A 12,657-nucleotide genomic window follows, 5' to 3' on the forward strand; every position below is an offset into this window, starting at 1 on the left:
CTTCGGTAGTATTTTTACGAACCGAAGGTTTCTCTTTTATACCCTTACCACTATTTTATATTTCCATAAAGGAAGCACACCTACATTGATGCCTTACATCATACAAGTTCTTACAACAATTTCAGTATTTTTGTGGCTTAATAAAATGAAATGTCCACACTAGAGTCACCCAAAAGATATACAATTACAGCTGCCCTTCCGTATACTAACGGACCCATACATATAGGTCACCTAGCGGGTGTTTATGTACCAGCGGACATATATACTCGATATTTAAGAATTACAGGAAAAGACGTTGCCTTTATTTGTGGTAGTGATGAGCATGGTGTAGCCATATCCATGAAGGCAAAAAAGGAGGGTATTACCCCACAGGAAGTAGTAGATAAATATCATGCCATTATTAAACAGTCTTTCGCAGATTTTGGGATAACCTTTGATAATTATTCAAGAACATCGGCACCAATACATCACGAAACAGCTTCCAGTTTTTTTAAAAAACTTTACGAGCAAGGAGATTTTATTGAGGAAACTACCGCGCAATTATATGATGATGAGGCCAAGCAATTTTTAGCAGATCGTTTTGTAACGGGAACATGTCCTAAATGTGGAAATGAAGAAGCTTATGGCGATCAGTGCGAAAATTGTGGTTCTACATTAAATGCAACAGATTTAATTCATCCAAAATCAACCATAACAGGGACCGTTCCTACAACTAAGGAAACTACACATTGGTTTTTACCTTTGGATAAGCATGAAGATTTTCTAAGAAAATGGATATTGGAGGGACACAAGAGCGATTGGAAACCTAATGTTTATGGGCAATGTAAGTCATGGATAGATGGCGGACTAGAACCAAGAGCGGTAACAAGGGATTTGGACTGGGGTATTCCCGTACCAGTAAAAGGTGGAGAAGGCAAAGTACTTTATGTTTGGTTCGACGCCCCTATAGGATATATTTCCTCTACTAAAGAATGGGCGGCGAGAGAAGGAAAAGAATGGGAACCCTATTGGAAAGAAAAAGACACCAAACTGTTACATTTTATCGGTAAAGACAATATTGTTTTTCACTGTATCATTTTCCCTGCTATTTTAAAGGCGCATGGTGATTATATTCTTCCGGATAATGTTCCGGCGAATGAATTTTTAAATCTGGAAGGCAATAAATTATCCACCTCCAAAAACTGGGCCGTTTGGCTACACGAATACTTAGTTGACTTTCCGGAAATGCAAGATGTACTGCGCTACACCTTAACGGCAAACGCTCCAGAAACCAAGGATAACGATTTTACTTGGAAAGATTTCCAAGCTCGCAACAACAATGAGCTTGTAGCCATATTCGGCAACTTTATAAATCGTGTAGCCGTCCTAACGCATAAGTACTATAACGGAGAAGTACCCACTCCTGGGCATTTTACGGAAATTGATTCGGAAACGCTAGAACAGCTCCGCAAATACCCCGAAATTATATCCAGTTCTCTAGAACGGTATCGTTTTAGGGAAGCGGGACAGGAGCTTATGAACTTAGCCCGCTTGGGAAATAAATACTTAGCAGACGAGGAACCATGGAAAGTCATAAAGCAAGATGAGGAAAGGGTAAAGACCATTATGTTCGTAGCACTACAGATCGCTACAGGTTTAGCCATTTTAAGTGAACCTTTTTTACCATTTACCTCAACTAAGCTCAAAAATATCTTAAATATCAGTTCAAGTGATTCGCCTTCAGGTAATAGTATAGAGAACCTTTGGAACGATGTGACTGAAAAAGAAACCTTACTACCTTCAGGTTACATTCTAAATAAAAGCGAATTGTTATTCCGTAAAATCGAGGACAAGGAAATACAAGCTCAGTTAGATAAACTGGAAGCGACAAAAAAAGCTAATACTTCGTCTGCGCTCAGCACAGGCTCCAACGCTAACAAAGAACTTATGCCACAAAAAGACACCATTAACTTTGATGATTTCTCCAAATTGGATATGCGTGTGGGCACAATTATCGAGGCAGAAAAAATGGCCAAAACCAAAAAACTACTTGTCCTAAAGGTAGATACCGGTTTGGATGTGCGCACTATAGTCTCTGGTATTGCAGAAAGTTTTACACCTGAAGAAATTATAGGTAAAAAAGTAACCGTCCTGCTAAATTTAGCTCCTCGCGCTTTACGAGGTGTAGAAAGTGAAGGTATGATCCTAATGACAGAGAATACAGAGGGAAAACTAGTATTTGTAAATCCTGATGAGGAAGGTGTAGATAATGGAGAAGGGATAAGTTAATCGCATCATTTTTGTTACCAACCAAGACTATATCCATCCTATTTCAAATAAGATGAACAATAGGAGTATTAATTTTCAATATTCCTTAAACTATACCAAAATGCCAATAGCCTAAAGCATTTATTATTGTACAAATCATTTTGTATATTGTTAATCGATTTTTCCCCAAATTCTCCATTTACGAGGTATTGCTAACAATGCGTAGTATTTCTTCAAATCATCTTAAATGAAAAGCAACACAAAGAGCTCTAAAATATCGCAGGCCTTTATGGGCTATGCTCCTATGGACCGTAATTGGGAATATGAGGACTTACCTCAAAACTTCAATTCGCTTACGGACATTATGTCCCAAGGATTAGCACGGTGTCAAATTATTTGTGATGAAAATAACGTTCCTGTTGATTATCTTATTTTGGAGGTTAATCCTGCCTTTGAGAGACATACCGGTATTAAAAGAGAACATGCGATAGGGAAGACAATATATCAAATTGACCCAAATGCCGAAAAATCTTGGATAGACACCTATGGCCAGGTTGCATTAACGCAAGTTCCCGAAACTATTGAAGGTTATAATAAGTTTACGAATCGCTATTACAGTTCAACAGCATACTCCGATAAAAAAGGAGAATTTATGATGCTTTTTGAAGATATAACAGAACGCATTAAGTTAGAAGAAGCTAATAGACTTATTAAGAAAAGTGAGAAGCTAAAGTTTGATGTACTGAATAATCTCCGAGAAGGTTTTCAATATTGTAAAATACTTTACAACCACGAAAATAAACCCTACGACTTTAAGATATTAGAGGTAAATAAAGTTTACGAAGAACAAACTAAGTTAAAAGCAAAAGACGTTATTGGGAAAACCATGTTACAAGCTTTTCCAGATTTAGACCCCTCTTGGATGTCTACTTTTATAAAGGTAGCTCTAACGGGAGATCCCAATGTCTCTATTTACTATAACGACTACAACAACAGATATTACGAGATTTCCTCATTTTGTCCTAAACCAGGTGAACTTGCATTTTTTGCAAAAGATATAACGACCAAGGAACAAGAGCGCAGAAATCTGGAGAAAGCTTATAAAAATGTAGAGGAAAGCGAAAAACTAAAATCAGCCTTTCTCGCAAATATGTCCCATGAGATTAGAACGCCACTTAACGCTATTCTAGGGTTCTCTGAACTACTTAGCGATAAAACCTTAAAGGATGAAGACCATAATAGGTGCCTAGAACACATAAAAAACTCTGGAAACAAATTATTGACCATTATTTCCGATATTCTTGATATTTCAAAATTAGAATCCCAACAACAAAAACTAAACTACACAACTAAAAATTTAAATAAGCTTATTGATAGCCTAAAGGAGCAATTTGAAATTATCAATCAAGATAAGAACATCAAACTTATAACTTCAAAAGCTTTAGAAAACAACATGAGCTATATAAGTACAGATGCAACAAGGTTAGAGCAAATATTATCCAACTTAATAGAAAATGCGTACAAGTATGCACATTCTGCATCAATTAAATTTGGATACCGTGTAAATCAAGAATATTTAGAGTTCTATGTGTCCGATTCGGGAAAGGGTATAGACCCTAATAATCAAAAGGTGATTTTTGAGCGATTTAGACAGGTTAGCAATGCTAATGAAATAACATATGGTAGTGGTTTGGGCATACCCATCGCTGCGGGGTTTGTAAAGCTTTTCGGTGGTGACATATGGTTAGATTCTGCGCTAGGAATGGGAAGCAGCTTCCATTTTAAAATACCTTATTTACCGATTTTAAAGGAACATCCAACACATGAGAAATATACCATTCTAATAGCCGAGGACGAAGAAGCTAATTTTTTTCTTTTAGAAATGTGGCTCTCCGAATTTTGTGAGATTCTTCATGCCAATAATGGAGAAGAGGCCGTTAGTATTTTTCTTGAATACACGACTGTAGATTTAATACTCATGGATATTAAAATGCCAGTTCTAGATGGCATTTCGGCAACAAAAGAAATTAGAACACATAATAATCATATTCCAATTATTGCTCAAAGCGCTTTTGTCATGCAAGAAGAAACAGCGCAAATACTTGCTGCAGGATGCAATGAAATACTATCTAAACCAATTGGCAAACAAAAAATTCAAGAAGTATTGAACAAGTACCTTCCTGAACTTAAATTTTAATACAAGCCAAAAAGTTATCCAACCCATACCTAATGCAAATAATACCCTACATATTAAAGTATACCCAATTACCAGAAAAATCAATTTTAAATACTGTAGCACTTCTTAACGAGGATTGTACGGTACCTTTTATCTCCAGATACCGAAAAGAACGTACCGGAAACTTAGATGAAGTTCAGATTACGGCTATTGTAGAGTTGAAGGAGCAGTTTGAAGCTTTGGTGAAACGCAAAAAAGCAATTATTAAAGCGGTGGAGGAACAGGGCCTTCTATCGACAGAACTGAAAACTAAATTTGAATCCGCTACCGACTTAATTCAATTAGAGGATCTTTACCTTCCATTTAAAAAAAGCAAAAAGACCAAAGCGGAAGTAGCACGCAAGAACGGTCTGGAGCCCTTGGCCAAAATCATTATGGCACAACGTGCGGACGAATTAGATTATTTGGCAGGTAAATACCTAAGTGCAGAAGTACAAAACGAGGACGAAGCCTTAGAAGGAGCTCGCCACATTATAGCGGAATGGATTAACGAACGTAGCGATATCCGCAATCAAATACGCAGCCAATTAGAGCGTTTTGCGCAGATTACAACCAAAGTAATAGGAAAACAAAAAGACGGGGAAAAGGCACAGAAATACCGAGATTATTTCGACTGGAGCGAATCCCTGAACCGGTGCCCCTCGCATCGGTTTTTGGCCATTTCTCGTGCGGCATCGGAAAAATTTGTTCGTATAAAAATTGAGATTGATGAGGAACGTACCTTACAGCGCATAGAACAACGTATCATTAAAAACCCCAATACAGCATGTGCTAAGCAAATTCAAATAGCTATTGCGGATGCCTTTAAAAGGCTATTGTTCCCTTCATTGAGCAATGAGCTGTTAAAAAGTGCCAAAGAAAAAGCAGATGAGGATGCCATTGCTGTTTTTGCTAAAAATCTGCGTCAATTATTGTTGAGTGCACCATTAGGTGAGAAAAACATATTGGCTATAGACCCGGGCTTTCGTTCTGGCTGCAAAGTCGTGTGTTTAGATGCCCAAGGTAATTTAGTGCATAACGAAACCCTGTATCCCCATGCGCCACAAAGCGACGTTACCGGAGCGATTAAAAAGTTGAGTTCCTTAGCAAACGCCTATAAAATAGAAGCTATTGCTATTGGTAATGGAACCGCCTCTAGAGAAACGGAGCGACTTATAAAAAAAGTGATTTTTAAAAATCCTGTAGAAGTTTATGTTGTTAGTGAGGCGGGAGCATCTATTTATTCGGCATCCAAAATTGCCCGGGACGAATTTCCTAATTATGACGTTACCGTAAGGGGAGCGGTCTCTATTGGAAGACGCTTGGCGGACCCCTTGGCGGAATTGGTAAAGATAGATCCCAAGTCCATTGGTGTTGGGCAATACCAGCACGACGTTGACCAGACCAAATTAAAGACTTCCTTGGACCGTGTGGTGGAAAGTTGCGTAAATTCTGTGGGTGTAAATATCAATACGGCCAGCGTGCCCTTGCTAAGTTATGTAAGCGGTATTGGCTCTAAATTAGCAGAGAATATTGTGACCTATAGAAGTGAAAGCGGAGCCTTTTCATCACGGAACGAAATTAAGAATGTCGCGCGTTTGGGCGGAAAGGCTTTTGAACAGGGCGCAGGTTTCCTTCGTATAAAAGATGGGGAAAATCCATTGGACGATTCCGCCGTACACCCAGAACGTTATTCAGTAGTCCAGCAAATCGCAAAGGACAAAAAAACCAAGGTACTTGACTTGGTCGGCAATAAAGTCTTGCTACAAGAAATAGATCTGAAAAATTACTGTACCGAAGACATAGGACTACCCACCCTAGAAGATATTCTAGAAGAACTGGAAAAGCCCGGACTGGATAGGCGTGAAAAAGCTAAAGTATTCACCTTTGACCAAAACATACGTGCTATAGAAGATCTTAGGGACGGGCAACTACTCCCGGGTATCGTAAACAACATTACCAACTTTGGTTGTTTTATAGATATTGGTATAAAGGAAAGTGGGTTGATTCATGTCTCCAACCTATCGGATACTTTTGTAAAAGATGTGAATGCCCATGTACATTTGCACCAGCAGCTTATAGTAAAGGTTTTATCTGTTGATATTGCACGGAAACGAATTCAGTTGGCACTGCATAAGAAAACTTAGTAGGCAGCTCGTTGCAAGCGATCATTGATGGTTGTCCCCAGTCCTTCTTCCGGAAATCTCTCGGCAATAATAAAGTCTAAATCCATTTGATCCAGTTCGTGTAAGGTTGAAAAAAGATTTTTGGCAGCTTCACCTAAATCACCCTTTTGAGAAAGTTTTCGCACGATCGAAACATTTTTATAATCGGTAGAAAAAGAAATTACACCAATTTTGAAATTAGTATAATTTTTAAGTGTTGTAGTAACGGAATTACTTAGGACTAGTTTAGTTTTTGGGGAATAGTGTTTTAATAACATACCCGGGGCAAGAGGCGCTTTATCTTCTTTGGTAATCAATTGAACTTTTCCCGCAATAGCTTCAATAGCCTCAACAGAAATCCCACCTTTACGGTATATGATAGGGGTTTCCCCCTCGAATCCCACTATGGTCGATTCTAAACCTACTTGGCAAGGACCACCATCTAAAATAGCGGGAATCTTAGTTCCAAAATAGGAAGCCACATGTTCTGCAGAAGTAGGGCTCACTCTAGTAGACGGGTTTGCGCTTGGTGCCGCTATTGGAAAAGGCAACCCTCTCAATAACCCTAGTGTTACGGGGTGATTTGGCATACGGATTCCTACGGTAGCCTTACCTGCCGTAATAGTATCGGCCACCTCCTCTGTTTTAGGCAGAATTAGGGTTAATGAGCCCGGCCAAAAAGCTTCAGCTAATCGCAGTGCATTTTCAGGAACATCTTTAACCAAAAGAGGCAATTGCTCTAGGCTATGAATATGAACGATTAAAGGGTTGAACATAGGTCTCCCTTTCATCTCAAAAATACTTTTTATGGCCTTTGCATCCATTATATTAGCAGCCAAACCATAAACCGTCTCAGTAGGTATAGCCACTAATTCTCCCGTTTTCAAAAGCTTTTGACAAAAGGCGATATCCGTAGTAATTGAAGTACTCATTGGCACAAAGGTAGTGCAGGTTTTTGGTATTTTTGTATTGCTATGTTAAGAATTGCTTTTCATCCCATTTACAAACATCCATTACCGGAAGGACATCGGTTTCCTATGCTTAAATACGATTTGCTTCCCAAGCAGCTCATATATGAGGGCACCTGTGAAGAGACCAATTTCTTTGAGCCGGAAATTCCTAATGATAAACATATCGTTGCAGTACATGACCCCGAGTACTTTTACGATTTGTTGAATATTAAAATCCCTCCCAAAGAAGCCCGTAAGATAGGTTTTCCCCTAACGGAGGATTTGGTAGAGCGCGAACGCATTATTGCTGACGGAACCATGAAAGCCTCTGAGTTTGCCCTGCAATACGGAATTTCCATGAATATTGCCGGTGGCACACACCATGCCTATACCAACAGAGGCGAAGCTTTTTGTATGTTAAATGACCAAGCCATTGGGTCAAGATATCTACAATCCCAAGGTTTAGCAAAAAAGATATTGATTGTTGATTTGGATGTACATCAAGGAAATGGTACTGCGGAGATATTTAAAAATGACGCTTCGGTTTTTACCTTTTCTATGCACGGAGCAAGTAATTATCCCTTTAAAAAAGAGCGGTCAGACTTAGATATACCATTAGAGAAGGGAACTACGGATTCAACTTACCTATCCATACTGAAAAAAACCCTTCCAAAACTTATTGATGCGCAACGGCCAGATTTTATCTTTTACCTATGCGGTGTAGACGTAATTGAAACGGATAAATTAGGAACCTTAGGCTTAAGCCTTGAAGGTTGCAAGGAAAGAGACCGCTTTGTCTTAGAAACCTGCCACAGGCTTCAAATACCTGTTCAGTGCAGCATGGGTGGAGGCTACTCACCCGATATTAAAGTAATTGTAGATGCCCACGCGAATACATTTAGATTGACACAGGGGATTTATTTTTAATGGAACTTTAGATAGACCATATAGATTATGCAAAGAATATTAGATTGAGTTAACTTTTAGATTATTCAAAGCAACAGATTTCTTTTTATTTTTCTAGCTTACTATTCCTAAAACCGTCATTTTGAAAAACTACCTATACGCCCTAGTCCTTTTATTTACCTGTACGTGTTTTGCGCAAAACATTAAAAGAGATTCTATTGAAACCAGATGGCAGATGTTCACTTATGACTTGGGAAATGTATTTAAAGGCGTGGGATATTCATATACCAGGCCGCTACATTGGAATGGGAAAGATTGGGCTAATTTTGGATACACTATGGGAGGAACCGGCATCGCCTATTTAGTTGACACCCCTACAAGTAAATACTTTAGGGGTATAAAAGAGGATGTCCCAGAACTAATCCGCGATTACGGATTTACCTATGGTAGTCCAGAAAATAATTATATGGTTACAGGAGCTGTTTACCTTACGGGCTTAATCAGTAAAAACGAAAAATTGAGAAGAACAGGAGTACTTTTAATTTCCTCTGCATCCTCAGCAGGTCTTTTACAGCAGGTACTAAAATCCGCAGTTGGTAGGGCAAGGCCTTTAAGTGGAAAAAACAAAGATACCTATAGACCATTATGGGCGGGTGATAGGAAATTTCATTCCTTTCCCTCTGGTCATGCAATTTTAGCCATGACCAATGCCCATGCCATTGCAAAGCAATTTAAAAATGTTTGGGTAAAAACCGGTATCTACACACTTGGTTCTATCCCGGCCATATCACGACTATGGGAGGGCAAACACTGGCTCTCAGATGTTGTTCTAGGCGTAGCCATCAGTATTTTTACGGTGGAGTCCATAGACCGGTATTTAGACTCTAAATACGACCAAAAGTATAATGACAACGCCAAAAAAGTAAGTTGGAACCTCAACTTTGGACCAGGTCAAGTAGGACTAAATCTAGAATTCTGACAAGACAATTCCTCTCTTAAAAAATCAAGTAGGTACTAAGTACCAGTAGCGCAACCAAAATACCCACAACCGTAGCATATTTCCAAGGGGTAGTATCTATTACTTGAGTTACCTCTGGAATGTATTCATCCGTTTTTGGTTTAATGGCACCAATAATAAGCATAATGATAATGTTCACTACAAATAATATTCCCATGATATGGAGAAAATGAGGATATGCCTCGGCCTTGATGATAGCCAATTGTCCCGCATCCGTAATACCATTCTCCGCTGCCTTAGTCATGGCTGCATCTATCATTGCTGGGCCAAGTCCTAAGAGACTTATCAAATACATAAGCACACCACCAATTAAAACAACCTTAGCCCCTATTGCAGGTACTTTTCTAGTTAATATACCTACTACTACAACAGCCAAAATAGGTACACTTAAACTACCTAAGGCCTGCTGTATGTAGGAGAATAATCCATCTGGTGCATATCTAATAAAAGGTGCAATGGACATGGAGATAACCGCCAATGCCAAACCAAAACGTTTTCCCGCCTTTACCGTTTGTAATTCACTTGCCCCAGGGTTGAAGAATTTTTTATATAAATCAAAACCGAATAAAGTTGCGCTGCTGTTCAATAAACTATTAAATGAACTCAATATAGCTCCGAATAAAACTGCAGCAAAGAATCCTAACAGGCCTCCTGGAAGCACTCTTCTTACCAATTCGGGATAAGAAGCATCTGCATCGTTCAACTCAGAACCAAACATATTAAAAGCGATAATACCAGGTAAAACCACAATTACAGGAATTAAGAATTTAACGAATGCTGCCAATAACATTCCTTTTTGACCCTCGGCCAAACTCTTAGCGCCAAAAACACGTTGCAAAATGGCCTGGTTCGTTCCCCAATAATACATCTGTGCAATCATCATGCCCGTGAAAATAGTACCTACTGGTATTGAAGAGGTAATATCTCCAGTAACATCAAATTTATCTTGATTGTCTACCCATAATTTGGACAAACCTCCTGCTATACTATTGTCCTCACTAATCATGACCAATCCAAAATAAGGTATAGCCAAGCCACCGATCAACAAGCCTATTGCGTTTACCAAATCAGATACCGCTACCGCTTTGAGACCACCGTATATTGCATATATAATTCCAATTAAACCAATACTCCAAACACATATCCAATAAGCTGCTGTCTCCGAAACCCCTAAGGCCTCAGGAAGTTCGAACATGGTAATAAAAGCCTTAGAACCTGCATATAAAATGGTAGGCAACAGTACAATACCAAAAGCAATTAAAAACAAAATAGACAGAATGGCCTTTGTATTTTCATCAAAACGACCCTGTATAAATTCAGGTATGGTAGTAATACCCTTTTTCATATATTTCGGAAGAAACCAGATAGCCGTAATGACCATAGCGATAGCAGCCAGGGTTTCCCAAGCCATTACAAGTATGCCTTCAGAAAATGCCTGACCGTTTAAACCTACTATTTGTTCGGCCGATAGATTGGTCAGCAGCAAAGAACCTGCGATGGTCAGAGCTCCTAAACTTCGTCCTCCAAGGAAATATCCATCTGCTGTACTTTCATTTGTGCTCCTTGTAGCGTACCAAGCAATAATTGCTACTAAAAGTGTGAATCCAATAAAAGAGAAGATTGATAAATAATCCATAAGGGTTGAGTCGGTTATGTAGTTAATGCACTATGAATACTATTATTTTAAAATGGACAAATATTAGCGCAGGGTCTAATATAATACATCCAAGAGCAGAACACCAAATTTGCGGCTGTTAATACCGTCAAATTTAATTCAAAAACATAGGGTCAAACAAGAAAACATTCTACTTGGTATTAGCAGCAGCCTCTTTCTCCATATCTGCAATATGTGCTACTGTTTTTACCAAACGATGGTGGTTTTTAACAAAAGGATTGGTCTTATCCCATACGTAGCCTGCCAATACTGCGCATATCTGTGATTTAATAACAGGGTTCTCCGTATCAGCGAAGAAAATTTTCTGAAGATTTCCAGTATACCATTCCTTAACATAGGTTGAAAAAACGTTTACTCCGTCCAGCATATACTTAGAATAATCGTTCTCCCAATCTACCTGTTCTCCATTTAATTCTTTTGTAATCATTTTAGCCGCCAAATGGGCTGATTCTGTGGCAAAAGTTACTCCAGAAGAAAAAACGGGGTCTAAAAATTCAGCACTATTGCCCGTTAGTACGTACCCCGGACCATAAAGTTGTTTAACAGATTTGGCAATGTTCTTTATCATTTTTGGTTCAAATTCATACGGAAGATCTTCAAACCTGCTTAAGTAGTGCTTGGAAAGCTTCATCATTTCACGCAAGCGTTCTTCATTTGTTCCCTCGAACGATTCCAAATAATCCGTTGGCCCTACATATCCTATACTTGTATATCCGTTTGAAAAGGGAATTACCCATAACCAAGTCTCTAAGCTCACTATATCAAAGGTTATTCGATGGCCCTCCCATCCGTCTGGTCTCCTAACATCTTTAACATGTGTAAAAATAGATGAATGAGCAGGTATTTCAGATGGTTTGTCCAAGTTCAACAACCTAGGTAAAACACGTCCAAATCCGCTAGAATCTATGATAAATTTTGCTTCAATTTCGGAGACATGACCCCGTAGGTCCTTTATTTGCGTAGTTGAAATTCCGTCGGCTAACGCTACCCCGACCACCTCTTTCTCAAAATCAATAGCAACTCCCTTCTTTTGGAGTTCGTCGGTAAGAGTTTTGTCAAAATCTGCTCGTGGTATTTGGTAGGTCCAGTCCCATCCGTCTGTATGTTTCTTACTAAAATCGAATTCGCACACTTTAGAGCCTTGCATAAACCTTGCTCCGGTCTTCACTTCAAAATTTTTCGCTTTAAGACAATCTAATAATCCAACCGCTTCAAAATGTTCCATACATCTTGGAATAAGACTTTCACCAATGACAAAACGTGGAAACTTATTCTTTTCTACCAATTTAATGGAAAAACCTTTATTATGCAGATATGCGGCAGCTACACAACCCGAAGGACCAGCTCCTATTATCAAGACATCAACTTTTTCTTTTTCCATCGCTATATTTCCGATACAATAAGTATTGAAATTCGCTAATTATTATAAATTTGCGCTTCAAGTTGCTTATTTTTATGTACTAAGGTATTATTTATACCCG

The 12,657-nt window shown here is 38.8% G+C and carries 8 protein-coding genes; 5 read left to right on the forward strand and 3 right to left on the reverse strand.

Features of this window, described 5'->3' with window-relative positions:
- The first annotated feature begins 150 nt into the window (after positions 1–150).
- The 3 genes from metG to SJY09_RS11805 all read left to right on the forward strand — a co-directional run bounded on the left by metG (position 151) and on the right by SJY09_RS11805 (position 6,609).
- On the forward strand, positions 151–2,268 hold the full coding sequence (metG, locus tag SJY09_RS11795; protein WP_396635919.1) for a methionine--tRNA ligase: 2,118 nt from the start codon (positions 151–153) through the stop codon (positions 2,266–2,268).
- 226 nt (positions 2,269–2,494) lie between these two features.
- Positions 2,495–4,444, forward strand: coding sequence for an ATP-binding protein (locus SJY09_RS11800; RefSeq protein WP_396635920.1), 1,950 nt, complete (start codon positions 2,495–2,497; stop codon positions 4,442–4,444).
- Between the two features lie 32 nt (positions 4,445–4,476).
- Positions 4,477–6,609: a Tex family protein gene (locus SJY09_RS11805; RefSeq protein ID WP_396635921.1), complete on the forward strand. Its 2,133-nt coding sequence runs from the start codon at positions 4,477–4,479 to the stop codon at positions 6,607–6,609.
- On the opposite strand, the gene SJY09_RS11810 is transcribed toward SJY09_RS11805, so the two are convergent.
- A complete protein-coding gene (locus tag SJY09_RS11810; RefSeq protein WP_396635922.1) occupies positions 6,606–7,559 on the reverse strand; it encodes an L-threonylcarbamoyladenylate synthase in 954 nt (317 codons plus the stop codon). The two genes, SJY09_RS11805 and SJY09_RS11810, sit on opposite strands and share 4 nt — an antisense overlap.
- 42 nt (positions 7,560–7,601) lie before the next feature.
- On the opposite strand from SJY09_RS11810, the gene SJY09_RS11815 reads away from it, so the two are divergent.
- Both SJY09_RS11815 and SJY09_RS11820 read left to right on the forward strand, forming a co-directional pair.
- Positions 7,602–8,504, forward strand: coding sequence for a histone deacetylase (locus SJY09_RS11815; protein WP_396635923.1), 903 nt, complete (start codon positions 7,602–7,604; stop codon positions 8,502–8,504).
- Positions 8,505–8,625: 121 nt separating this feature from the next.
- Positions 8,626–9,462, forward strand: a complete 837-nt coding sequence (locus tag SJY09_RS11820) for a phosphatase PAP2 family protein (protein WP_396635924.1) — start codon at positions 8,626–8,628, stop codon at positions 9,460–9,462.
- Positions 9,463–9,478: 16 nt separating this feature from the next.
- Here SJY09_RS11820 and SJY09_RS11825 read toward each other — a convergent pair whose 3' ends face one another.
- Both SJY09_RS11825 and SJY09_RS11830 read right to left on the reverse strand, forming a co-directional pair.
- Positions 9,479–11,137: a solute:sodium symporter family transporter gene (locus SJY09_RS11825; RefSeq protein WP_396635925.1), complete on the reverse strand. Its 1,659-nt coding sequence runs from the start codon at positions 11,135–11,137 to the stop codon at positions 9,479–9,481.
- A gap of 169 nt (positions 11,138–11,306) precedes the next feature.
- Entirely contained in the window at positions 11,307–12,557 is a 1,251-nt protein-coding gene (locus SJY09_RS11830; protein ID WP_396635926.1) for an NAD(P)/FAD-dependent oxidoreductase, read from the reverse strand.
- Positions 12,558–12,657: the final 100 nt, after the last annotated feature.

This window comes from Maribacter sp. R77961, assembly GCF_044594925.1.
Taxonomy (GTDB): Bacteria; Bacteroidota; Bacteroidia; order Flavobacteriales; family Flavobacteriaceae; genus Maribacter.

What these genes read in the sequence shown, in the direction of transcription:
- SJY09_RS11800 (WP_396635920.1), top strand. Translation starts at nt 2,495, where the DNA reads ATGAAAAGCAACACAAAGAGCTCTAAAATATCGCAGGCCTTTATGGGC.
- SJY09_RS11805 (WP_396635921.1), top strand. Translation starts at nt 4,477, where the DNA reads ATGCAAATAATACCCTACATATTAAAGTATACCCAATTACCAGAAAAA.
- SJY09_RS11830 (WP_396635926.1), bottom strand. Translation starts at nt 12,557, where the DNA reads ATGGAAAAAGAAAAAGTTGATGTCTTGATAATAGGAGCTGGTCCTTCG.
- SJY09_RS11815 (WP_396635923.1), top strand. Translation starts at nt 7,602, where the DNA reads ATGTTAAGAATTGCTTTTCATCCCATTTACAAACATCCATTACCGGAA.
- metG (WP_396635919.1), top strand. Translation starts at nt 151, where the DNA reads ATGTCCACACTAGAGTCACCCAAAAGATATACAATTACAGCTGCCCTT.
- SJY09_RS11825 (WP_396635925.1), bottom strand. Translation starts at nt 11,137, where the DNA reads ATGGATTATTTATCAATCTTCTCTTTTATTGGATTCACACTTTTAGTA.
- SJY09_RS11810 (WP_396635922.1), bottom strand. Translation starts at nt 7,559, where the DNA reads ATGAGTACTTCAATTACTACGGATATCGCCTTTTGTCAAAAGCTTTTG.